The organism is Arthrobacter sp. P4_F10 (genome assembly GCF_056401435.1).
This window is the reverse complement of the sequence record NZ_JBFUJJ010000004.1, coordinates 37,537-61,295: the sequence shown is the minus strand read 5'-3', so window position 1 is coordinate 61,295 and position 23,759 is coordinate 37,537. Positions and strand designations below refer to the sequence as shown.

Genomic DNA, 23,759 nt, shown 5'->3' with positions numbered 1-23,759 from the left:
ATTTCTGAGCGCGCAGCGCACCGATACAAGCCAAATCATTACTCCTGCCCCGTCCCACGGCGCAGCCTAGCCATCCAGCGCTAGTCTCCACGCGCGCGGCGTCCCTTGCCGCCGCAGCGCACCTGCACCGCACCACGGGCCCCATCAAAGGGTTTTCGTTGACCACTCATGCTGCATCGCCCGGCGCCCGTGGCGCCCTCTTCACCGATTCATCTGTTGCCAGTTCATCCGTCCCTACTGCAGCCATCCCCAATTCAGCCACCACTAATTCAGCCACCACTAATTCAGCCCTGCACTCCAATGCGGCTGGCCCCGAGGGGCCGGTCCACTACGGTTACACGGCGGGCATCGCGGAGCGTTTCGCGGCACATCCCGTGCCAGGAGGCCACCGCCGGGGCCGAGTTATCCGGGTGGACCGCAACCTCGTCCTGGTGGCCGACGGCGACGGGGCCGCCCACCTGCCCTACCCCCGCGGCGGGGAGCTTCCCGTCACCGGGGACTGGGTCTGGCTGGGCTCGAACGCGGCGGGGGAGCCCGCCATCGCGGGCATACTGCCGCGCCACTCGGAGCTGAGCCGCAAGCGTGCCTTCGAAGCCTCCTCTGAAGCACAGGTCCTTGGCGCCAACATGGACGTCGTGGGAATCGTCGTTCCGGTGGACCGCCCGCTCACGCACAACCGGCTCGAACGGACGCTGGTCGCGGCTTGGGACTCCGGCGCCACTCCGCTCGTGATCATCACGAAGGCGGACATCGCGGATCTCGCGGACGACGTCGTGGGGACGGTCGTGCGCCAATCGGCCGGCGTCGACGTCGTCACCACCTCTGCCGAGAACGGCGACGGCCTCGACGAACTGCTGGGCCATCTGCCACCCGGCGGCACGCTGGTGCTGCTGGGGCCCTCGGGCGCCGGCAAATCCACGCTCATCAATGCCCTCGCCGGCGTCGCGGCCCAGGAGATCGGGACCGTTCGCGCCGGTGACGGGAAGGGCAGGCACACCACCACGTCCCGCGCGCTCGTTCCCCTGCCCGGCGGCGCCGTCCTGATGGACACGCCCGGGGTGCGCGGCTTCGGGATCTTCGACGCCGACGAAGGAATGGAGGAGATGTTCGGCGACCTAGAAGAGCTCTTCGAGCACTGCCGCTTCTCGGACTGCGCGCATGGCCGGGAGCCCGGCTGCGCCGTGCAGGCCGCGCTCGCCGACGGCGGACTCGACGACCGCCGCTGGGCCAGTTACCTGAAGCTGCAGCGCGAACTCGCCGCCCTGGCCCGCCGCCACGACGCGGCCGCGCGGCGGGCCTACCAGCGCGAATGGCACCAGAAGATCGCGGTGGCGGGCAAGAGCCAGCGGTCGGCCGAACGCGACAACCATGAGAACGCGCGCGACCGGGGCGGCAAAGCCGGCGGCGCCAAGGGCGGCCGGCGGCGGCCCCGCTGAGGCGCACCGCGCGGTGACTCAACGGTCCCGGTGGCGCGCCGGGAGCTCTTCCGGCGCGCCACCCATCCAAAATCGTTGTGCTTCCGAAGCCTTACGGGAGCCGCGCGCCGCTGACATAGGCCGGGGCGCTGGTTAGTCTATGAGCTAACTGCTTTATGGCCAGTACACTGATGAGCAGTTGGCTGGTCCCTGTCGATGTTGCCGCCAACAGTTAGGTAAGCCCGGAAATGGCCGAAGCCATGATCGAGTTCCAGAACGTCACGAAGCAGTACCAGGGTGGCCAGCCCGCCGTTGACGGACTGACCATGTCCATCGACAAAGGCGCCATCACGGTCTTCGTCGGACCTTCCGGCTGCGGAAAGACCACCTCCCTGCGGATGATCAACCGCATGGTGGAACCCACGTCCGGCATCATCACCGTCGGCGGGGCCGACGTCACGTCAGTGCCCGCCGCGCAGCTGCGCCGGTCCATGGGCTACGTCATGCAGTCCTCCGGTTTGATGCCGCACCGCTCCGTGCTGGACAACATCGCCACCGTTCCCCGGCTTAATGGGGTGTCCAAAGGGGACGCCCGCAAGCGCGCGCAGGAACTGCTCGACGTCGTCGGGCTGGCCTCCTCCCTCGGCAAGCGTTACCCCTCCCAGCTTTCGGGCGGCCAGCAGCAGCGCGTCGGCGTGGCCCGGGCGCTCGCGGCCGATCCGCCCGTGCTGCTCATGGACGAGCCCTTCAGTGCCGTGGACCCCGTGGTCCGCGATGAACTCCAGAGGGAGTTGCTGCGGCTCCAGCGAGACCTGGCCAAGACGATCGTCTTCGTCACCCATGACATCGATGAGGCCACTGTCCTGGGCGACAAAGTGGCCGTGTTCGGCATCGGCGGCAAACTGGCGCAGTACGCCGCCCCTGCCGAGATCCTGCGGGCCCCGGCCAACGAGTTCGTGGCGTCCTTCGTGGGCCGCGACCGCGGGTTCCGGCACCTTGCGTTCAGCCCCTCCGACGGCGTCACCATCCACCCCGTCCCCACCATCACGCTCGAACAGCTCCAGGCGGAGGGCAGCTCCGACGACTGGCAGCTGGTGGTCGACGGCGCGCTGCGTCCGCTGGGCTGGGCCGGGCCCGGCAGCGCCAGCGGAGCCGGCGCGGAAATGGTTCCCGGAGGCTCCCTCTTCCGCAAGGGGGACACCCTCCGCCGGGCACTGGACGCGGCCCTGTCCTCGCCGTCAGGGCTTGGCGTCACCGTGGACGACGACGGCCGGGCAGCGGGGGTCATTGTCGCCGCCGAGGTTCTCGAAGTGATCGAATCGGACCGCAACGTCCGTCACGGGGTCCTCTAATGGAGTGGTTCCTGGCCAACAAGGAGCAGGTCTTCACGCTCGCCGGCCAGCATCTTGTCCTCGCCGTCCTGCCGATGATCTTAGGCCTGCTGATCGCCATCCCGCTGGCCCAAGTTGCCCGGCAGAGCCGTGCCCGGCGCTCCGTGGTGCTCACCGGGTCCTCGCTGCTGTACACGATCCCCTCGCTGGCGCTCTTCATCATTCTGCCGACCGTCCTCGGTACCCGGATCCTGGATCCCGTCAACGTGGTGGTCGCCCTGACCATTTACGCGGTGGCACTGCTGGTCCGCGCCGCCCTGGATGCCTTCGATTCGGTGGACGAGGACCTCCGCCAGGCCGCCGTCGCCATGGGCTTCAAACCATTTGCCAGGTTCCTCCAGATTGACCTGCCGCTTTCCCTGCCGGTGATGTTCGCCGGGCTGCGCGTGGTCTCCGTCAGCAACATCTCGCTGGTCAGCGTCGCGGCCCTGCTCGGGATCGGCAACCTCGGGATGCTGTTCACCTCGGGACTGCAGCGGGACTTCGTCACCGAGGTCGTGGTGGGCATCATCGCGATCCTGATCCTCGCGCTCTTCATGGACGCCGTCCTGGTGCTGATGGAACGGCTGCTGACCCCTTGGACCCGCGCCTCGGCGGCCACGGGCGGCAGCACCGATTCAGGCGCCGGCCCGGACAAGACCGGCCCCGCTGCCGCGGCGATGCGGCTTTCGCGTCCCAAGACCGGAGGGGGAAACGCATGAGCAACGTCGTCACGGACACCGCCGACTGGCTCACCGATCCGGCGAACTGGAGCGGCAGCAGCGGAATCCCGGTGCGGCTTCTCGAGCACCTGGCCTACACCGGGCTCGTCATGCTGATCGCCATGGCCATCGCCATTCCGGTGGGACTGTATGTGGGCCACACCGGCCGCGGGCGGGTTGCCGTCGTGGCACTCGCCGGCGCCCTGCGGGCCCTGCCCACCCTCGGCCTGCTGACCCTGTTCGTCCTGATCGCCGGCATCGGGCTGATGCCGCCGATCTGGGCGCTCGTGATCCTGACCGTCCCGCCCCTGCTGGCCGGCACCTACGCCGGGATCTCCAGCGTTGACCGCAACGTGGTGGACGCCGCCCGCGCCATGGGCATGACCGAGTGGCAGGTCCTGTTCCGGGCGGAATTCCCCAACGGACTGCACGTCATGTACGGCGGGTTCCGGACCGGGGTGCTGCAGGTGATCGCCACCGTCTCGGTGGTCGCGTACATCAACCTGGGCGGTCTGGGCCGCTACCTGTTCGACGGGCTGGTGCTTTCCGATTTCCCGCAGATGCTGGGCGGTTCGCTGCTGATCGCGGGCCTCGCGATCAGCGTCGACCTTGTCCTGGCCCTTATTCAGAGGCTGTTCCTGTCACGGGGTGCCTCGTTCCAGCCGAACCGCAGCCAGAAGGCTGCGGTTGATCTCACAGACTCCGTATACACGGAGACTGCTGTTCAAGGAGGTACGTCATGAACGAATCCCGCCAACGAGCGCTCGGCAGGCGCGCATTCGGCGGCCTGGCCGCCGGCGTGGGCCTGGCCCTGGCACTGTCCGCCTGTGGAGGCTCATCCAACCCGCTGAGCTCGGCACCGGCCAGCAGCGGCGGCGCCTCCGGTTCCGGCGGCGCCCTGGTGATCGGCTCCGCTGATTTCCCCGAGAGCCAGATCCTGGCCGAGGTCTATGCCGGCGCCCTGAACGCCGCGGGCGTTACGGCCAGCACCAAGCCGAACATCGGCTCGCGCGAGGTCTACTTCAAAGCCGTCCAGGACGGCTCGGTGGACGTCGTTCCCGACTACAGCGGCAACCTGCTGCTGTACGTAAACAAGGACGCCACCGAGGTCTCGGCCGATGACATCGCGAAGGCGCTCCCGACCAAGCTCCCGCAGGGCCTGGCCGTGCTGGATGCCTCCAAGGCCGAGAACAAGGACGCCATGGTGGTCACCAAGGCCACTGCCGAGAAGCACCAGCTGAAGTCCATCGAAGACATGGCGAAGGTCTGCAGCGAGCTTGTAATCGGCGCCCCGGCGACCTTCGCCGAACGCGCGTACGGCCTGCCCGGCCTGGCGAAGAACTACAACTGCGTGCCCAAAAAGCTGGAGCCGTTCAGCGACGGCGGCGGCGCCGTCACGCTCAAGGCACTGCTCTCGGACCAGGTCCAGGTCGCGGACATCTACACCACCACCCCGTCCATCCCGGACAACGACCTCGTGGTGCTGGAGGATCCGAAGAACAACTTCATCGCCCAGCAGGTGCTGCCGCTGTACAACTCGGCCAAGATGACGGACAAGGCGAAGGAAGCCCTCAACTCCGTGTCCAAGGTCCTCACCACCGAAGACCTCATCAACCTCAACCGTGCCGTCAGCGGCAGCCAGAAGCAGAACCCGAAGGACGCCGCGGACGCGTGGCTGAAGGAAAAGGGCATCGTCAAGCAGTAACCGGCAGGGCGGGGGAGCGCGGCGGCTACATGCCGCGGCGAACCCCGCCGGCCAGTGACCACGGCTGACCTGCCGTCGACGCCGGTGCCCGGGCTTGCAGCCCGGGCACCGGCGTCGTTGTTGTTACTGCCGCGTCCGCGTGTGAGTCATGTCTCAGCGGAAGTACATCCTCCATATGGCATATTTGATGAATGGCAGAATTCAAGCAGTCCACCAAGCTTCATAATGTCCTTTACGACATCCGTGGACCGATTCTTCAGGCCGCCCAGCAGATGGAGGCGGAGGGTCATCGCATCCTCAAACTGAACATCGGAAACCCGGCCCCGTTCGGGTTTGAAGCGCCGGACGCGATCCTGGTGGACATGATCCGCCACCTGCCGCATGCCCAGGGCTACAGCGACTCGCGCGGCATTTTCTCGGCCCGCACCGCCGTCTCGCAGTACTACCAGACCCGCGGGATCCAGAACATCCACGTGGATGACATCTATCTCGGCAACGGCGTCAGCGAGCTGATCACGATGTCGCTCATGGCCCTGCTCGACGACGGCGACGAGGTCCTCATCCCCACCCCGGACTACCCCCTGTGGACCGCCTCGGTTGCCCTGGCCGGCGGGAAGCCCGTGCACTACCTCTGCGATGAGGAAACCGGCTGGCAGCCCGACCTCGAGGACATGGAAGCGAAGATCACTCCGCGCACCAAGGGGATCGTGGTCATCAACCCGAACAACCCCACGGGTGCGGTGTACCCCAAAGCGACGCTGAAAAAGATCGTCGCCCTCGCCGAGAAGCACGGCCTCGTGCTCTTCGCCGACGAAATCTACGAGAAGATCCTCTACGAAGATGCGGTGCACGTAAACCTCGCCTCGCTCACCGGCGACGACGTCCTGTGCCTGACCTTCAGCGGGCTCTCCAAGGCCTACCGGGTCTGCGGTTTTCGGGCCGGCTGGATGGCCATCTCCGGGCCGAAAAAAGACGCCGCGGACTACCTCGAGGGCATCAACCTGCTCGCCAACATGCGCCTCTGCGCCAATGTTCCTGCCCAGCACGCCATCCAGACTGCCCTCGGCGGCTACCAGAGCATCAACGACCTGATCCTGCCCGGGGGACGTCTCCTGGAGCAGCGGAACAAGGCCTACGACATGCTCAACGCCATCCCGGGCGTCAGCACGCAGCAGGCCCGCGGGGCGATGTATCTGTTCCCGAAGCTGGACCCCGAGGTTTATCACATCCGCGACGACGAGAAATTCGTCCTGGACCTGCTCCGCGAGCAGAAGATCCTCCTGTCCCACGGCAGGGCGTTCAACTGGGTCCGGCCGGACCACTTCCGGATGGTGACGCTGCCAAACGTCAAGGACCTCGAGGAAGCGATCAACCGCATGGCGGACTTCCTGAGCCGGTACAAGGGGAACTAGGCTTCGGTCAGCAGCGCAACGGGGCTCCTGCTCCGCCTACTGCGGCTGCGTCAACCGGAAAGAGGCATTGATGGCAGACTCTGCGACGTTCGATGACCAACCCTCGAAACTCCTCAAGGTAGGGAAGGGCTTCAGCCTGGAATCGCTGGACCCGGGCTCGACGCCGGGCTACGACGGCGGCAAGGCCGACGGCGAGCAGCTGCTCGGCGAACTCGACGGCAAGCTCACGCAGCTGCAGGAGCAGCTGTTCGCCGAGTCCAGGACCGGCGGCAAGAAACGCGTGCTGCTGGTCCTGCAGGCCATGGACACTGCGGGCAAGGGCGGCATCGTCAACCACGTGATGGGCCAGATGAATCCGCAGGGCGTGCAGCTGAAGTCGTTCAAGGCGCCCACGCCCGAGGAACAGTCCTACGACTTCCTATGGCGGATCGAAAAGGAAGTGCCAGCGGCCGGCATGGTTGGGGTCTTCGACCGTTCCCACTATGAGGACGTCCTGATCCACCGGGTGCACCACTGGGCGGACGCCGAGGAACTGGAGCGCCGCTACCGGGCCATCAATGAATTCGAGGCCCGGCAGGCGGCCGCCGGAACGAAGATCGTCAAGGTCATGCTGCACATCAGCCGCGATGAGCAAAAGAACCGGCTGCTGGCCCGTCTGGAGGACCCCGCCAAACAATGGAAGTACAGCAGTGGGGACCTTAAGGAACGGGCCTTCTGGGCCGACTATATGGACGCTTACCAGACGGCCCTGGACAAGACCAGCACGGAGCTGGCGCCGTGGCATGTCGTGCCGGCCAACAAGAAGTGGTACGCCCGCATCGTGGTGCAGCAGCTCCTACTGGAGGCCCTCGAAGGCCTGAATCTCAAATGGCCGGTTCCGGACTTGGACATGGACATGGAACGCGAACTGGTGCAGCGGTCCTGACCGGCGGTCTTTGAAAAGCAGGTGTTTAGTTCTTGTCCGCAGCCTGGTCCCGGGCGGCGGCGAGCCGCTTGCGGGCGCCTTCCAGCCACTGTTCGCAGCGCTTGGCCAGTGCCTCGCCGCGCTCCCACAGCGCGAGTGATTCTTCCAGGCTGGCGCCGCCGGCCTCCAGCTTGCCCACCACCGCGACCAGCTGCTCGCGGGCGTCCTCGTAGCTGAGGGCCTCGATGTCGGCGTTCGGGCTGGATTCTGCTGCCATGTGGATGCTCCTTGGTTGATGCGGTTACTGCGTCCGCGGTGTCTGTTGCGTGCCGTCTGGTGATGTTCAGTGGTGCTGTGGTGTTGCCGACGGATTGCCGTGTTGCCGTGCGGCTGGTGGTTCCTGGGATGACGCCGGATCAAGCGTTGCGGGCCCGGGTTTGGTCCGGGCAGTTATTCCTCGGCCGGCTCCTGGCCGCCGGTGGACTGGGCGGTGAACCGGCCGCCGGCCACCCGTACCGTAAGGTCCGTGCCGGCGGGCGCCTGCGTGGGGTGCCGAACCACGTCCCGGTGCGTCGCGGCGGACGCTCCGGAGCCGGCGAGCTGGACCACCGCGTAGCCGCGGTCCAGCGTCTTTTGCGGTGAGAGCGCGCGCACCTGCGCCTTGAGGTGGACCAGCTGGTCCGCTGCCCGGACGACGGCGGCGCTGATGGCCGAGTGCGAGCGGACTTTGAGCCGTTCGACGTCGTCGTGGCGCTGGGTGATCATGACGTCGGGGGAGAGCAGCACGGGGCGGGAGCGCAGGGCCGCCAGCCGGTCGCCCTCGCGTTCTACGAGTCGGGTGACCCCCCGGCGGAGCTGGTCCCGTGCCTGCCGGACCCGGACGAGCTCTTCCGCGACATCCGGAACGATCCTCTTCGCCGCGTCTGTGGGCGTTGAAGCCCTGAGGTCTGCGACGTCGTCGAGGATGGGCCGGTCCGCTTCGTGCCCGATCGCGCTCACCACGGGGGTGGACGCGTCCGCGACAGCCCGGATGAGCTCCTCGCTGCTGAACGGCAACAGGTCCTCGAGGGCGCCTCCGCCGCGGGCGATGACGATGACGTCGACCCCGGGGTGGGCGTCGAGCTCCCGCAATGCCGCGATCATCTGGGCCACGGCGGTGTTGCCCTGGACCGCTACTTCGCGGATCTCGAATTCGACGGCCGGCCAGCGCAGGGCAGCGTTGCGCAGCACATCCTTCTTGGCGTCAGAGTCGCGGCCGGTGATCAGGCCGATCCGGTGCGGGAGCAGGGGGAGGCGTTTTTTGCGGGAATCGGCAAAGAGCCCTTCGGCGGCGAGGGCGTGGCGCAGCCGCTCAATCCTGGCGAGGAGGTCGCCGAGCCCCACGGGCCGGATGTCCTTCACGGACATGTTCAGCCGGCCCGTCTTGAGCCAAAATTCGGCCTTGATCAGGGCAACAACCCGGGAGCCGCGTTCCAGCGGAGCGTCCTGGCGGTCCAGCACGGTGGTCCAGACCGACGCCGGCAGCGAGATTTCGGCGTCGATGTCCCGGAGCGTCAAGTAGGCGTTGCTGCCACGCCGGTTGAGCTCGATCACCTGCCCCTCAACCCATGCCGAGGGCGCGCGGTCGATGTGCATCTTGAGCTTCTGGGACAGCAACTGCAGAGGCCAGGGGTTGTCCGGGCTGGTTTGAGCCGCGGTGGCCGGTAGCGTGGTGGCCGCCGCCGCGTCCTCAGGCATGCGTGGGCTCCATGGCCGAGAGTGCCCTGTGGAGTGCCTTGTGCATATGCGTGCGTGTCCTTTTGCCCGAGGGGACTGCCGGTGGCCCGCTCCCCGGCGGGTGGGCCGGCCGGCAGCCGGAAGTTGTCTCTGTCAACTCTATCCATAGCTCTACCACCGGGGCCCGACTTTATGGCCGCGCCCGGCCCCGCCCTAGGATGGGAGGGACGCCATCAACCTCCTAGGAATCCCTTGCGCACTTTTGTCTCCGCCGCCGCCGTCCTTATCGGGCTTCTGATGGCAGCCGTCGCCGTTCCAGCCATGTGGGTTGACCGCAACATCGTCCAGGAAGACGGCTTCGTAGCCCTGACCGCACCGCTGGGCAAGGACCCGGCGTTCCAGCAACGGCTCGCCACGGCCGCCGTCGATGGCGTGGCTTCCAGCGCCGGCATCCCTGCGGCCCTCACGGAGCTTGCCCGGCCGGTCCTGGACAACGCGGCACAATCGCTCACGGGGCTGCCCGGCTACTCCGAGGCCTGGGCGGAAACCCTTCGCAAGAGCCACCGCCTCACGTTCGCCGACCCCAGCACGCTGCCGCCGGAGGTTGACGGCACCTCGTCGCTCACCCTGGATGTCGCACCGCTTGCCGGGCTGGTGGCCAAGCAGGTAACCGAGGCGACCACCCTTCCGGTGGAGGCGCCCGGCCAGGTGCTGATCCATATCGGGCAGTCCAACCAGCGCCAGCTGATCGAACGCGTCATCGTCTACGCCCCAATGGGCTACGCCGTTGCCGTCGGCGCGGGCATCGCCTTCGTGCTGGCGTTCGTTGCGGCCCGACGCCGGTGGACCGTCCTGGTCGGCATGGGCGTCGGCGCGCTGGTGGTCGCCGGTGTGTGGAAGCTGGCCAGCGATGCCGCCAGCACCGCCGTCGCAGGGACCTCGAGCGGCAACGATGTGGCGGAGCTCTTCAAGAACGAGTTCGTCGCGGCGTGCTCTGCCAGCTTCGGCCAGTGGATCGTCGCTGCCGCTGTTGCGGGAGCAGCACTGCTGGCCACAGGCGTGGCTGTCCGCGTCGCCGGGGGCCGCAAACGGGGCAAGATTGAACACCGGTAGCATGGGAGCATGACCTCCACCGCTGTTTCCGTTCCGATGCCATCTGTTCCGCGCCGACGGCGTTCACCGGAAGACGTTCTGGCGGCCGCCCCTGTCGCCGGTCCCAAAAAAGTCCTGCTGGCAGCCCCGCGCGGCTACTGCGCCGGCGTTGACCGTGCGGTCATCGCGGTGGAAAAAGCCCTGGAGCACTACGGCCCCCCGGTCTACGTCCGCAAGCAGATCGTGCACAACGTCCACGTGGTCAGCTCCCTGGAGGAGAAGGGCGCCATCTTCGTCGATGAGACCGACGAGGTCCCGGAAGGTGCCCTCGTGATCTTTTCCGCGCACGGTGTCTCGCCCGCCGTCGTCCAGTCCGCCGAGGACCGCGGGCTGCGCACCATTGACGCGACCTGCCCGCTGGTCACCAAGGTGCACCGCGAAGCCGTCCGGTTCGCCAAGGATGACTTCGACATCCTGTTGATCGGCCACGACGGCCATGAGGAAGTGGAAGGCACCGCCGGCGAGGCTCCCGAGCACATCCAGATCATCAACGGCCCGCACGAGGTCGACAAGGTCACGGTCCGCGACCCGGAGAAGGTCATCTGGCTCTCGCAGACCACCCTCAGCGTGGACGAAACCATGGAGACTGTGCGCCTGCTCAAGGAGCGGTTCCCCACCCTGCAGGATCCGCCCAGCGACGACATCTGCTACGCCACCACCAACCGCCAGGTGGCCATCAAGAAGATCTCGCCCCAGGCGGAACTCGTGATCGTGGTGGGCTCCGCCAACTCCTCGAACTCCGTCCGCCTCGTGGAGGTGGCATTGGAATACGGCGCCAAGGCCTCCTACCGGGTCGACTTCGCGAACGAGGTCGACGAGACCTGGTTCGAGGGCGTCGCCACGGTGGGTGTGACATCGGGGGCCTCCGTCCCTGAAGTCCTCGTCAAGGACGTGCTCCGGCTCCTGGCCGACTACGGCTACGGATCGGTCGAGGAAGTCGTCACGGCCGAGGAAGACCTCCTGTTCTCCCTGCCCAAGGAGCTCCGGGCCACGCTGAAGCAGGCCGGCGACGTCACCCGCGCCCTCGGCGGCCGCGGCACCCGCCCCGAACAGTCCTAGGAGCTGCACAGCCCTAGGAACTGGACAGTCCCGGGCACTTAGCCGTCGGAACTGACCCGTCTTAGGCCGCGGACTCTTCGGACTCGTCCCGGGGCTGCAGTTCCGGGGCTGCGACTGCGCGCGGCGCGACCTCGACGGCGGGCGGAGTGGCCAGACCGGCGGATTCCAGGGTGTTCAGCTTCCTGGCGGTGGGCAGGACCCGGGCCTCAAGGGTCCCGACCATGGAGTTGTACCTTTCCACCGAGGTCTTCAGCGAGGACCCCAGCTTGGTGACGTTCTCGCCCAGCGTGCCCATCCGGTCATAGAGCTGCCGCGCGAGCTCGAAGAGTTCCCGGGCGCTGTCCGTCAAGACGTCCTGGCGCCACGTGAACGCCACCGACTTCAGCACCGCAAGCAAGGTCCCGGGGGAGGCCAGGACCACGTTCTTGGACAGGGCATAGTCCAGCAGGGCCGGGTCCGCCGAGAGCGCGGCGGCCAGAATGGACTCCGCCGGCAGGAAACACACCACCAGCTCCGGAGAGTTGCCGGGGATGTCCCAGTACTTCTTGCTGCCCAGCGCGTCCACGTGGGCCTTGAGGGCCTTGGCATGGGCGGCGAGGTGCGCCTGCTGGCTGCCGGGCAGCTGCGAGGACTGCTGGCCTGTCTGGGAGGCGCCGAGGTCCTGGGCGGCGAGGTACGACGCCAGCGGGACCTTTGCGTCGACTACGAGCTGCTTGGCGCCGGGCAGTTGCACCACGAGGTCGGGCCGGAGGCTGCCGTCCGGGCCGGAGCCGTGGGCCTGCCCGCTGTGGACCTGTTCGTGGAAATCCACGTGCCGCAGCATGCCTGCTGCCTCGACCACACGGCGCAGCTGGACCTCGCCCCACTGGCCGCGGGCGCTGTTGGAGCGCAGGGCAGACTCGAGCGCATGTGTGGAGCGCAGCAGCTGCTCATCGGACAGGCGGGCCTCCTGCAGTTGCTGGGCAAGCTGGCCGTACTGCTCCAGCCGGTCGCGTTCGAGTAGGGACACCTGCTGCTGCACGGCAGTGAGCTTCTCCGCCACCGGCGCCAGCGCACGGAGAACACTGCCGTCCTGGTTCCGGGACTCACCCAGCTCCCGGTTCTGGGCCGCGAGAAGGCGCCTCTCGGCGTCGGCCGCGGCGAACTGGGCGCTGACGTCGGACAGCCGGGCCGATACGCCGTCGAAGTCCTGTTCCACGGCAAGGTACCGCCGGTGCAGCAGGAAATAGACGGCGGCGGCCCCGGCGACGGCGCCGGTGAGCAGCATGAGCAGGGCAAGAATCAGTGCAAAAGCATCCATGACTTCACTGTGGCATGCCCCTGTGACAGTTTTGGCTTCGACGCCCGGAACACCGGCGATTTACACCGGTCTTACGGCCGGAACCCCCGCGCGGGCCGCCGCCCAAGCCTTGGCACGGGCCGCCGAAGCAGACCCCGCGCGGGCCCACACGCCGGCCTCCATACGGCCCCAGCACCGGCCGCCGCAACGATCGCCGGCGCGTGCGGGTAGAATATATGCTCGTGGCACTTACTATTGGCATCGTCGGACTGCCCAACGTCGGCAAATCAACCCTTTTCAACGCACTGACCCGCAACCAGGTCCTCGCGGCGAACTACCCGTTCGCCACGATCGAGCCCAACATCGGCGTCGTGAACCTGCCGGATTCCCGGCTTGAAAAGCTGGCCGGCATCTTCGGCTCCGCGCGCCTGCTGCCCGCCGCGGTGTCCTTCGTGGACATCGCCGGCATCGTCAAGGGCGCCTCCGAGGGCGAGGGCCTCGGTAACCAGTTCCTCGCCAACATCCGCGAGGCCGAGGCCATCGCGCAGGTTGTCCGCGTGTTCGATGACCCGGACGTCATCCACGTCGATGGCAAGGTCGATCCCAGCTCCGACATGGAGACGATCAACACCGAGCTGATCCTGGCCGATCTGCAGACCATCGAAAAGGCCATCCCCCGGATCGAAAAAGAAGTAAAGATCAAGAAGCGGGATGCGGCCGAGCTGGCAGCCATCCTGGCGGCGCAGGCGGTGCTGGAGCGCGGCGACACCATCTTCTCCTCCATCAAGAGCGACAAGCTGGAGATGGAGCACCTCAAGGAACTCGGCCTGCTGACGGCCAAGCCCTTCATCTACGTCTTCAACTCCGACGAGGGCATCCTGGGCAGCCCGGAGAAGCAGGCGGAACTGCGTGCCCTGGTGGCTCCGGCCGACGCCATCTTCCTGGACGCCAAGCTTGAGTCCGACCTGGTGGAGCTCGACGAGGCAGAAGCCCGCGAGATGCTGGAAATGAACGGCCAGGATGAATCCGGGCTGGACCAGTTGGCCCGCGTCGGCTTCCACACCCTCGGACTGCAGACCTACCTCACGGCCGGCCCCAAGGAAACCCGCGCGTGGACCATCCGCCAGGGCGACACCGCCCCGCAGGCCGCCGGTGTGATCCACTCCGATTTCCAGCGCGGCTTCATCAAGGCCGAGGTCGTCTCCTTCGAAGACCTCATCGAGGCCGGCTCCATGGCCGAGGCGAAGGCCCGCGGCAAGGTCCGGATCGAAGGCAAGGAATACATCATGGCCGACGGCGACGTGGTCGAATTCCGTTTCAACGTTTGACGGCCGCCGCCCGGCAGCGCGGTAATTCTGCCAAGTAATTAACGATTAACTGGAGGAGCCTCGATTTTCGGATCGGGGCTTTTCCTGTGTGCGGCTCTTTTATCTTTTTGTTACGCCGCCGTCAACGTTTCTGTGGAAAGCTGGCCCTGCGGAACCTGTCCAATGTTGCAGCTCGGTAACGAACTTTACAGTCGGTCAACTTTGGTGGCTCCGAGCGGGCTTTGGGGTTTACGCTTCATGCCATGTGAGACGGGCCACACTGCCGCTGGGGGAGTGTGGACGTCTGTCTGGCGCTTTTGGCGCCGGTCTCACCCACACCACAGAAACAAGGAGGCGGAATGCGCTTGGGTCGTATTTCCAAAGCAGTGGGCGTGGCGGCAGCAGCTGCCATCGCCCTCAGCGCCTGCGCGGGCAACAGCGGCGGGACAACCCCGACCACTGCGGCCGCAGCAAGCAAGCAAGGCGGATCGGCAACCGTAGTAGAGGTCAACGCGTTCAATACGTTCAACCCGAACACGGCCGACGGAAACACTGACATTAACTCAAAGGTCAGCTACGCCACGCACTCAGGGTTCTTCTACATCGACAACAAGCTCAACGTTGTTCGCAATGAGAAGTTCGGCAAGATGGAAAAGGTCTCCGACGATCCGTTGACGGTGAAGTACACCATCAACGACGGCGTGAAGTGGTCGGACGGCACGCCTGTCACCGCGGCCGACCTTGTGCTCCAGTGGGCTGCTTTCTCCGGTTACTACAACGACGCCGATGCGGACGGGAAGACCGGAACGTCCTACTTCTCCTACGCGGGTGACCCGACCGGCATTGCCCTCACCGATTTCCCGGAACTCGGTGACGACGGCCGCAGCATGACGCTGAAGTACTCCAAGCCGTTCGCCGACTGGGAAATCGCCATCGGCGGCCCCGGCATCGACATCCCGGCCCACGTCCTCGCCAAGAAGGCGGGCCTGGCTGACACCAAGGCGTTCATTGACCTGCTGAAGGGCATGCCCCGCGGCGACTCCAAGGCCCCCAAGCCGGCGAACGCGCAGCTCAAGGCCATGTCGGACCTGTGGAACACCGGCTTTGACACCAAGACCCTGCCGGCCGATCCGAGCCTCTACCTCTCCAACGGCCCGTTCATCGTCAAGAGCGTCAACCAGGACCAGTCCCTGACCATGGTCAAGAACAAGGACTACAACTGGGGTCCGGAAGCCCAGCTGGACGAAATCACCGTCCGCTACATCGGTGAGGCACCCGCCCAGGTCCAGGCACTCAAGAACGGCGAGGCAGACATCATCGCCCCGCAGGCATCCGCGGACACCGTGGAGCAGCTCAAGGCACTCGAAAGCCAGGGCGTGAAGGTCGACGTCGGCAACCAGCTCGCGTACGACCACATCGACCTGAACTACTCGGGCCCGTTTGCCGAGAAGAACGTCCGCGAGGCGTTCATGAAGGCCGTCCCGCGTACGGACATCGTCGACAAGATCGTCAAGAAGCTGGATCCGAACGCTGCACCGCTTGACTCCCAGCTCTTCGTTCCGGACCAGGCCCCGTACGCCGAATCGGCCAAGAACAACGGCTCCTCCGCTTACCAGGGTGTGGATATCGAGGGTGCCAAGAAGCTCCTCAACGGCGCCACCCCCGAAGTTCGCATCATGTACAACAAGGACAACCCCAACCGTGTTGACGCCTACTCCCTGATCAGCGAGTCCGCCACCAAGGCCGGCTTCAAGATCGTCGACGGCGGTCTCGGCAAGTCTGACTGGGGCAAGGCCCTCGGTGACGGCAGCTACGACGCCACCATCTTCGGCTGGAGCAACTCGGGTGTCGGCGTGTCCGGCGTTCCGCAGATCTTCAAGTCCGGCAACGACTCCAACTTCAACCAGTTCAGCAACCCTGAAGCCGACAAGCTGATGGACGAACTGATTGTCACCACCGACAAGAGCAAGCAGGACGGCCTCGTTGCGCAGATCGACAAGATGATCTGGGATTCGGCCTACGGCCTTCCGCTCTTCCAGTCGGTTGGCGTGGACGCATACAGCGACCGCATCACCGGTGTGAAGTACATGCCGAACCAGACCGGCGTTTGGTGGAACTTCTGGGAATGGGCACAGAAGTAGCCCGCGACCCTAAGTAACACTGCTGGAAAGGCGTCGGGACCACAGCTTCTTCGGTCCCGACGCCTTTCTGGCGATATCCTGGCGATGCCGTGGTCCCGCCGCCACATCGGCGGGAACCGGCCAAACTCCGCGACCGGTCCGGGCAATCCCTGGGCCCGAATTCCGAGGTTCTATTCCAATGGTGACCTACATCTTCCGGCGGCTCGTGACTGCCGCCCTCATTCTTCTCGGCGCGTCCTACTTCGTGTATCTCCTGACAGCGGCGTCCGGTGATCCCCTGGAGGAATTCCGCGCCAACCCCTCGCCGCAGAAGCAGCAGCTCATGGACGCGAGGACCGAGCTCCTGCAGCTGGACACCCCGGCACCGCTGCGGTACTTCAAATGGTTCGGCGGCGCAGTCCAGTGCCTCGTTCCGTTCGCCAACTCCTGTGACCTCGGGAAAAACATCGCCGGCCAGCCCATCACCGAGGCCCTCGGCAATGCGCTCATCCAGACCTTGACCCTCGTCACCGCGGCGACGGTGCTCGCCATCCTGATCGGCATCACCCTGGGCATCATCACCGCCCTGCGGCAGTACAGCACTTTGGACTACGGCGTCACGTTCATGGCCTTCCTCTTCTTCTCCCTGCCGATCTTCTGGGTGGCCGTCCTGCTCAAGGAATTCGGCGCCATCGGCTTCAACAACTTCCTGAGAAACCCCGACGTGCCGCTGCCAGCGGCGCTTGGCATCGGCGTCGTCGTCGGCGCAGTGACAGCCGTCGCGGCGGGCGGACCCATGCGGCGCCGGCTGCTGGCCGGCGCCGTCGCCTTCGCCTTCGTCACCGCGGTGCTCATCTACTTCTCCGCCACCGAATGGTTCAAGACGCCGGGCCTGGGGCCCGTGGTCATCGCCATCGCCGGTGCGGGCATCGCCTTCGCCGTGACCCTGCTCTCCGCCGGGCTGAAGAACCGCAAGGCCCTTCAGTCGGCCCTCATCGCCGTCGGCGTCGGCGTCGTGCTGTACTTCCTCCTTCAGCCRCTGCTCAACGAGGCCACGTTCGTGATGATCGTGGTGCTGGCGATCGCCTTTGTCCTGATCGGCATGGGCATCGGCTACCTGATGGGAGGCTATGACCGCGGGCAGTCCATGCGCGCCGCGGCCATCACCTCGTTCCTGGTCGGTTTCCTGATCCTGCTGGACCGCTACATGCAGGCATGGCCCAGCTACTTCAACAACAGCCGTGTGCGCGGCCGGCCGATCGCGACTATCGGTGCCAGCACGCCGAACATCCAGGGCGACTTCTGGGTCCTGGGCCTCGACTCCTTTACCCACCTGATCCTGCCCACCCTGGCCCTGATCCTCATTTCGCTGGCCAGCTACACGCGGTTCACCCGGGCCTCGATGCTCGAAATCATGAACATGGACTACATCCGCACGGCGCGGGCCAAGGGCCTGAGCGAGCGGACCGTCATCATGCGCCACGCGTTCCGCAACGCCCTGATCCCGATCGCCACGATCGTGGCGTTCGACATAGGGGCACTGATCGGCGGCGCCGTCATCACCGAAACCGTCTTCTCGGTCCGCGGCATGGGATTCCTCTTCCTGGACGGGATCGCGCACGTCGATCCCAACCCCGTCATGGGCGTCTTCATCTGCGTGGCCATCACGGCCATGGTCTTCAACCTCATCGCGGACCTCGCCTACTCCGCACTGGATCCGCGCGTAAGGGTAAAAGCATGAGCCAGCCAAGCCAGCAGGAAGAAATCATGGCCGAAGACGCCTCCCGGATCTCAGCCGCGGCCGGCATCGAGCCGGTCCTCGAAGCCAAGGGCCTCAGCCAGGGCCAAATCGTCCGGAAACGGTTCCTCGGACATTCCGGCGCCATCATCGGCCTCATCGTCTTCGCCTTCATCTTTGTCCTGGCCTTCACCTCCGTGGGCTACCTGGGAATCCCCGGCTGGTGGAAGTACACCCACACGCAAGTCTCGCCCCTGGTCAACGGCGGCGAACCCACCTCCTCGTTGTGGCCGCTGGCGTGGGGCGAACATCCGTTCGGCCAGGACCGGATCGGCCGCGATCTCTTCGCCATGACCATGCGCGGCGCGCAGCAGTCCATCACCATCATGATCGTGATCGGCCTCATCGCCGGCCTGATCGGCGTGGTGGTCGGTGCCATCTCCGGGTACTTCCGCGGCTGGGCCGAGGCCATCCTGATGCGCCTGACCGACGTCATCATCATCATTCCCGCCCTGCTGCTGGCGGCCGTCATGGCGCAGCTCGCCGGCCGCCGGGACCAGGGGAGCTGGTTCGCTTCGTTCGCCAGCACCAACGGCGTCCTGGCCCTCGGAATCTTCCTGGGCCTGATCAGCTGGGTCGCCCTGGCCCGCCTGATGCGCGGCGAATTCCTGTCCCTGCGCGAACGCGAGTTCGTCGATGCAGCCCGGATTTCCGGCGCCAGCAATGCCAGGATCATCTTCAAGCACATCCTGCCCAACGCCGTCGGCGTGCTGATCGTGAACGTGACCCTGACAATGTCCGCCGCGATCCTCACGGAAACGGCGCTGAGCTACCTCGGAGTCGGCGTCAAGGCCCCGGACACGTCCCTGGGCCTGCTCATCTCGCAGAACCAGCAGGCCTTCGCCACCAGGCCCTGGCTCTTCTGGTTCCCGGGCCTGTTCATCGTGCTCATCTGCCTCAGCATCAACTTCATCGGCGACGGCCTGCGGGACGCCTTTGACCCGCGGCAGAAGAAGTTCAATGCCAAGAAGGCCAAGGATCACGGCGGTCCCGCGGTGCAGGCAAGCGCCGCCACCGGCCTCGACAGGCCTGAGCCCGAGGAATTCCGGCCCGACGGACCCGGACACGACGGACCGTGGCACGACGGACCATCCGACGGGACACGGGGCCAGTAATGCCGGCCCCGTGCAGGTGCCGGCTAGCTGGCGGTGACAGCCACGTAGCTGGCCGCCAGGAGCAGTACGACGGCGCCAATCGCCACCCAGCGGACGGTGACGGTTACGGCGGTGGTGGAGGCGTCGCCGGCGGCGAGCTGCCCGCCTTCCACCAGCTCATGCCACCGGCCCCGCACCAGCATGGCGGCCTGGCCGGAGTCCGTGGTCTTCAGATCGCCCGGGCGGACCGACTTGCCGGGACCGTAAGTGGTTGCCGGCAGGCCGTGGAGGTCTTCCGGCCTGGCGTGGCGCCCGCCCCAGATGCCGGGGGCGGGCGCGGCCCAGGACGTGTAGCTCTTCTCGGCGGTGACCAGCGTGAGAGCAAAGCGGGTATCGACGTGCACCAGCGCTGCCCACGGGACCTCAATGGAGCGGAACGGATTCTCCAGGGTGACGCCGGCGTCGTGGACTACAACGGACGGCATCCAGAACAGTTGCCAGCCCATGAAGGCAATGAAGGCCAGCGGGGCGATGCCACCCAGCGCCCCCGGCCCTGCCATGACAACCGTGACCACGACACCGAACGCGGCCACCGCCCAGGACAGCCACGCGAACCATTTGTTGGTTCGTGGTTTGAAGACTTCAACATTTCCGGCGTGCGGCGCAGAGCTCATGCCCCCAATAATTCAGTATTCCGAGCCGCAGCACTAATCCCCGGTGCACCGGCGGCCCGGGCGGAAGGATAGCCCATCATGACTGACTTCATCACCCTCGATCCGCCGGCCTCACCCGTGCCTGGCAAAGGCGAAACCGTCCTGGAAGTCCGGGACCTCAGCGTGGATTTCGGCGTGGACAAAAAATGGGTCCCGGCCGCGATCGGCCTGAACTACGAGGTCCGGGCCGGCGAAGTTCTCGCCATCGTGGGGGAGTCCGGGTCCGGAAAGAGCGCCAGTTCAATGGCGCTGCTGGGCCTGCTGCCCAGTAACAGCCGTGTGACTGGAAGTGTCAAGCTCGGCGGCCGTGAACTGCTGGGGAGCAATGAAACCAATATCCGTGCCGTGCGCGGCAAGGACGTCGCGGTGATCTTCCAGGAGCCGATGACGGCCTTGAACCCGGTCTACACCGTGGGGTCGCAGATCGTGGAAACTGTGCGCCTGCACAATGAGGTTTCGCCGGAAGAAGCCCGACTCCGGGCCCTGCGCATGCTGGATCTTGTCGAACTGCCCGATCCGGAGAAGGCCTTCCGGTCTTACCCGCACCAGCTTTCCGGCGGCCAGCGCCAGCGCGCCATGATCGCCCAGTCGCTCTCCTGCGACCCGAAGCTGCTCATTGCCGATGAGCCGACCACGGCCCTCGACGTGACAGTCCAGGCCGAAATCCTTGACCTCATGCGCAACCTGCGGAACAAACTGGACAGTGCCATTGTGCTCATCACTCACGACATGGGGGTGGTGGCCGACCTCGCCGACCGGATCGCCGTCATGCGCAAGGGCCTCATCGTGGAGACGGGGACGGCAGCGCAGATTTTCCACAACCCGCAGCACGAGTACACCAAGGCGCTGCTGGCTGCGGTCCCGCACCTGGGCCAGGGTGGCGCGGATTCCGCGGCGGACGTAGACGTCACCGCCGCTCTCGCCGCCGCGACCCACGTCGAGATCCTTTCCATTCCGGAAGAGGAGCTGATCCGGCGGGAGCGCGAAAATGCCGCCGCCCTGGCCGCAGCAGAAGCGGCCAAGCCGAAGGGCGAACCGGTCCTGGAGCTCAGCGATGTCGCCATCGATTACCCGAAGCAGGGCCGGGCGCCGGCCTTCCGTGCCGTGGAAGGGGCCAACCTGGTCATCTATCCCGGACAGGTGGTCGGCCTCGTCGGCGAGTCGGGTTCCGGCAAGACCACCATCGGCCGGGCCGCCGTCGGCCTGCTGCCCGTGGCGGCGGGCACCATGCGGGTGGTCGGGCAGGACATTTCCGCTGCCAAGAAGAACGGCCGCCAGCTCCGCGAGATGCGCCGGCACGTTGGCATGGTGTTCCAGGATCCCTCGTCGTCCCTGAACCCCAGGCTGCCCATCGGGGAAAGCATCGGGGAGCCGATGTTCTTGTCGGGGACCGCGAAGGGCGCCGAACTGCAGCGGCGCATTGAGGCGCTCCTGGACCAGGTTGAGCTGCCTCGGGACTACCGCAACCGCTACCCGCACGAGCTCTCCGGCGGGCAGAAGCAGCGCGTGGGGATCGCGCGTGCCCTCTCCCTCAAGCCGAAGCTGATGGTCGCCGACGAGCCCACTTCCGCCCTCGACGTCTCTGTCCAGGCCAAGGTGCTCGATCTGTTCCAGAACCTGCAGAGGGAACTGGGGTTCGCCTGCCTCTTCGTCACCCATGACCTTGCGGTGGTGGACGTGCTCGCGGACCGGATCTGTGTCATGCAGCGCGGCAGGATCGTGGAGCAGGGCACCCGGGACCAGATCCTCCGCAACCCCCAGGAGCCTTACACCCAGCGGCTCCTGGCGGCGGTTCCGCTGCCGGATCCGGACAAGCAGCGCGAGCGTCGCGAACTGCGCGCGCAGCTGCTCTCAGGGGCCAGCTGAAGCTTACCGGAGGGTTCAAACAGGGGCGAAAAGCCGCCGCATTCCAGTTAACCGCGGGTAACCCGGGTCACAAAGCGGGCGAATAATACCAGCCAGTAGCGTGTGACTTGAAATACATCGCGCTTGACGTTAACCGTCATGAGATTGTCGGATCACGGTTTGGCAACGGAGTTCCAACATTTGGACATTTAAGGGCTAGGCTACTTCCATATGTAGGCCACGTCACAGGGGATACCCCTGTGCCTGCTTACGGGGAAGCATAAGTTTTTCCCTCACGAACTCCCACAACTCATAGGAGGCGGAATGCGTTTTTCGCGCACTTCCAAAGCACTGGGCATGGTGGCTATCGCCGCCCTCGCCCTGACCGGATGCGGTGCCAGCGGCTCTGCAACCGGTAGCGGCAGTACCGGCGGAGACACCAGCAAAGTGATCTTCGCCGACGGCTCCGAACCCCAGCGTCCCCTCATGCCGGCCGACACCAACGAAGTTGGCGGCGGCAAGGTCATCGACATGATCTTCGCGGGCTTGGTCAGCTACGACCCCAGCGGCAAGCCGGTCAACGAACTCGCCGAGTCCATCGAGGGCAAGGACGGCCAGCACTTCACCATCAAGGTCAAGAAGGACCAGAAGTTCACGAACGGCGAGGCCATCACGGCCAAGTCCTTCGTCGATTCCTGGAACTTCGGCGCCGCAGCCAAGAACGCCCAGCTCAGCGGCGGCTTCTTCGAAAGCATCAAGGGCTACGACGAAGCCAGCGCAGAAGGCTCCACGGTCGAGACCATGTCCGGCCTGAAGGTCGTTGACGACCAGACGTTCACCGTTGAACTGAAGCAGCCGGAATCTGACTGGCCGCTTCGCCTGGGCTACACCGCGTTTGTTCCGGTTCCCTCCGGCGCCCTGAAGGACCCGAAGGGCTTCGGCGAGAAGCCGGTCGGCAACGGCCCGTACAAGCTGGCGGACGGCGGCTGGCAGCACAATGTGCAGATCCAGCTCGTTCCGAACCCGGACTACAGCGGCCCGCGCAAGGCCAAGAACGCCGGTGTGACCTTCAAGATCTACCAGAACGACGACTCCGCCTACCAGGCCCTGCTGTCCAACGACCTGGACATCCTGCAGACCATCCCGACCAGCGCGCTGAAGAACTTCAAGTCTGACCTTGGCGAGCGCACCATCAACAAGCCGTACGCAGGCAACCAGACCATCGCCATCCCGGAATACCTGCCGGAGTGGAGCGGTGAGGCCGGCAAGCTTCGTCGCCAGGCGATCTCCATGGCGATCAACCGCGAGGAAATCACCAAGGTGATCTTCAACGGCGCACGCCAGCCTGCCAAGGACTTCACGGCCCCCGTGCTTGACGGCTACAGCGATTCGATCGCCGGTGCCGACAACCTCAAGTTCGACGCCGCCAAGGCCAAGGAGGCCTGGACCAAGGCCGACGCGATCCAGAAGTGGGACGCCAACACGACCTTCACCATTGCCTACAACGCCGACAAGGGCGGACACAAGGCCTGGGTTGAGGCAGTAGTCAACCAGCTCAAGAACACGCTCGGCATCAAGGTTGAAGGCAAGCCGTACGCCACCTTCAAGGAAGCCCGCAACGACGCCACCGCCAAGACCCTCACCGGCTCCATCCGTGCCGGCTGGCAGGCAGACTACCCGTCGCTGTACAACTTCCTCGGCCCGATCTACAAGACCGGTGCCGGCTCCAACGACGCTAACTACGCCAACCCGACGTTCGACAAGGCCATCTCCGACGGCCTGAACGCCGCGACGGTCGGCGAGGGCAACAAGGCCATGAACAAGGCCCAGGAGATCCTCCTGACGGACCTGCCGGCCATCCCCCTGTGGTACCAGGTTGCCCAGGGCGGCTGGAGCGACAAGGTCACCAACGTCGACTACGGCTGGGACGGCGTCCCGCTGTACTACAACGTAACCGGTAAGTAACAACAAAACGACGGCGGGGGCCGCCCATACTGGGGCCTCCGCCGTCGTCGTGTTTTCCCACCATTTATTTTCTTGATGCCCGGCTCTTCGGGCGAACTTTTCGCAGCCCTGCCGCCGTGAATGAACCGGCGCCGGCCTGCATCCATAGTGAAAAGGTTCTTTGATGAACAACTCCGCCGCATC

Annotated in this window: 19 protein-coding genes; 15 read left to right on the top strand and 4 right to left on the bottom strand. The window is 65.8% G+C overall.

What is annotated here, in order from left to right; all coding sequences use genetic code 11:
• Positions 1-290: 290 nt before the first annotated feature.
• The 7 genes from rsgA (at position 291) to AC1DR1_RS06335 (ending at position 7,549) form a co-directional block, all read left to right on the top strand.
• On the top strand, positions 291-1,436 hold the full coding sequence (gene rsgA, locus AC1DR1_RS06365) for a ribosome small subunit-dependent GTPase A (RefSeq protein WP_229994670.1): 1,146 nt from the start codon (positions 291-293) through the stop codon (positions 1,434-1,436).
• Between the two features lie 227 nt (positions 1,437-1,663).
• Positions 1,664-2,767: an ABC transporter ATP-binding protein gene (locus AC1DR1_RS06360; protein WP_290369382.1), complete on the top strand. Its 1,104-nt coding sequence runs from the start codon at positions 1,664-1,666 to the stop codon at positions 2,765-2,767.
• A complete protein-coding gene (locus AC1DR1_RS06355) occupies positions 2,767-3,507 on the top strand; it encodes an ABC transporter permease (protein WP_229994665.1) in 741 nt (246 codons plus the stop codon). Before AC1DR1_RS06360 ends, AC1DR1_RS06355 begins: the two co-directional genes overlap by 1 nt.
• Positions 3,504-4,250, top strand: coding sequence for an ABC transporter permease (locus tag AC1DR1_RS06350; protein ID WP_229994664.1), 747 nt, complete (start codon positions 3,504-3,506; stop codon positions 4,248-4,250). The genes AC1DR1_RS06355 and AC1DR1_RS06350 overlap by 4 nt, the downstream gene beginning before the upstream one ends.
• Positions 4,247-5,212 carry an ABC transporter substrate-binding protein gene (locus AC1DR1_RS06345; protein WP_229994663.1) on the top strand — a complete coding sequence of 322 codons (966 nt, stop codon included), beginning with the start codon at positions 4,247-4,249 and terminating at the stop codon, positions 5,210-5,212. Before AC1DR1_RS06350 ends, AC1DR1_RS06345 begins: the two co-directional genes overlap by 4 nt.
• A gap of 191 nt (positions 5,213-5,403) precedes the next feature.
• Positions 5,404-6,624, top strand: coding sequence for a pyridoxal phosphate-dependent aminotransferase (locus tag AC1DR1_RS06340; protein WP_018773782.1), 1,221 nt, complete (start codon positions 5,404-5,406; stop codon positions 6,622-6,624).
• 70 nt (positions 6,625-6,694) lie between these two features.
• Positions 6,695-7,549, top strand: a complete 855-nt coding sequence (locus AC1DR1_RS06335) for a polyphosphate kinase 2 family protein (RefSeq protein ID WP_229994662.1) — start codon at positions 6,695-6,697, stop codon at positions 7,547-7,549.
• A gap of 25 nt (positions 7,550-7,574) precedes the next feature.
• On the opposite strand, the gene AC1DR1_RS06330 is transcribed toward AC1DR1_RS06335, so the two are convergent.
• Both AC1DR1_RS06330 and xseA read right to left on the bottom strand, forming a co-directional pair.
• Positions 7,575-7,805: an exodeoxyribonuclease VII small subunit gene (locus AC1DR1_RS06330; protein ID WP_229994661.1), complete on the bottom strand. Its 231-nt coding sequence runs from the start codon at positions 7,803-7,805 to the stop codon at positions 7,575-7,577.
• Between the two features lie 173 nt (positions 7,806-7,978).
• Positions 7,979-9,265, bottom strand: a complete 1,287-nt coding sequence (gene xseA / locus AC1DR1_RS06325) for an exodeoxyribonuclease VII large subunit (RefSeq protein ID WP_229994660.1) — start codon at positions 9,263-9,265, stop codon at positions 7,979-7,981.
• A 231-nt stretch (positions 9,266-9,496) separates the two neighbouring features.
• On the opposite strand from xseA, the gene AC1DR1_RS06320 reads away from it, so the two are divergent.
• Together AC1DR1_RS06320 and AC1DR1_RS06315 are read left to right on the top strand one after the other, a co-directional pair.
• Positions 9,497-10,357, top strand: coding sequence for a hypothetical protein (locus tag AC1DR1_RS06320; protein ID WP_229994659.1), 861 nt, complete (start codon positions 9,497-9,499; stop codon positions 10,355-10,357).
• Between the two features lie 9 nt (positions 10,358-10,366).
• On the top strand, positions 10,367-11,455 hold the full coding sequence (locus tag AC1DR1_RS06315) for a 4-hydroxy-3-methylbut-2-enyl diphosphate reductase (RefSeq protein ID WP_277522563.1): 1,089 nt from the start codon (positions 10,367-10,369) through the stop codon (positions 11,453-11,455).
• A 61-nt stretch (positions 11,456-11,516) separates the two neighbouring features.
• On the opposite strand, the gene AC1DR1_RS06310 is transcribed toward AC1DR1_RS06315, so the two are convergent.
• Positions 11,517-12,755 (bottom strand): DNA recombination protein RmuC, encoded by a 1,239-nt coding sequence (locus AC1DR1_RS06310; protein ID WP_364745686.1) that lies wholly within the window; start codon positions 12,753-12,755, stop codon positions 11,517-11,519.
• A gap of 221 nt (positions 12,756-12,976) precedes the next feature.
• Here AC1DR1_RS06310 and ychF point away from each other — a divergent pair, with 221 nt between their 5' ends.
• The 4 genes from ychF to AC1DR1_RS06290 all read left to right on the top strand — a co-directional run bounded on the left by ychF (position 12,977) and on the right by AC1DR1_RS06290 (position 19,074).
• A complete protein-coding gene (gene ychF / locus AC1DR1_RS06305) occupies positions 12,977-14,062 on the top strand; it encodes a redox-regulated ATPase YchF (protein ID WP_229994656.1) in 1,086 nt (361 codons plus the stop codon).
• A 338-nt stretch (positions 14,063-14,400) separates the two neighbouring features.
• Positions 14,401-16,182 carry an ABC transporter family substrate-binding protein gene (locus AC1DR1_RS06300; RefSeq protein WP_229994655.1) on the top strand — a complete coding sequence of 594 codons (1,782 nt, stop codon included), beginning with the start codon at positions 14,401-14,403 and terminating at the stop codon, positions 16,180-16,182.
• Between the two features lie 178 nt (positions 16,183-16,360).
• A complete protein-coding gene (locus tag AC1DR1_RS06295; protein ID WP_229994654.1) occupies positions 16,361-17,902 on the top strand; it encodes an ABC transporter permease in 1,542 nt (513 codons plus the stop codon).
• Between the two features lie 26 nt (positions 17,903-17,928).
• Positions 17,929-19,074 (top strand): ABC transporter permease, encoded by a 1,146-nt coding sequence (locus tag AC1DR1_RS06290; RefSeq protein WP_476966441.1) that lies wholly within the window; start codon positions 17,929-17,931, stop codon positions 19,072-19,074.
• Between the two features lie 23 nt (positions 19,075-19,097).
• Here AC1DR1_RS06290 and AC1DR1_RS06285 read toward each other — a convergent pair whose 3' ends face one another.
• The gene (locus tag AC1DR1_RS06285; protein WP_229994653.1) at positions 19,098-19,727 is read right to left on the bottom strand and encodes a PH domain-containing protein; all 630 of its coding nucleotides are present in this window, start codon (positions 19,725-19,727) and stop codon (positions 19,098-19,100) included.
• Positions 19,728-19,805: 78 nt separating this feature from the next.
• Here AC1DR1_RS06285 and AC1DR1_RS06280 point away from each other — a divergent pair, with 78 nt between their 5' ends.
• Positions 19,806-21,632: an ABC transporter ATP-binding protein gene (locus tag AC1DR1_RS06280; protein ID WP_364745693.1), complete on the top strand. Its 1,827-nt coding sequence runs from the start codon at positions 19,806-19,808 to the stop codon at positions 21,630-21,632.
• A gap of 303 nt (positions 21,633-21,935) precedes the next feature.
• Complete coding sequence (locus tag AC1DR1_RS06275; RefSeq protein ID WP_229994651.1) at positions 21,936-23,576, top strand: peptide ABC transporter substrate-binding protein; 1,641 nt, start codon at positions 21,936-21,938, stop codon at positions 23,574-23,576.
• The last annotated feature ends 183 nt before the right edge of the window (positions 23,577-23,759 follow it).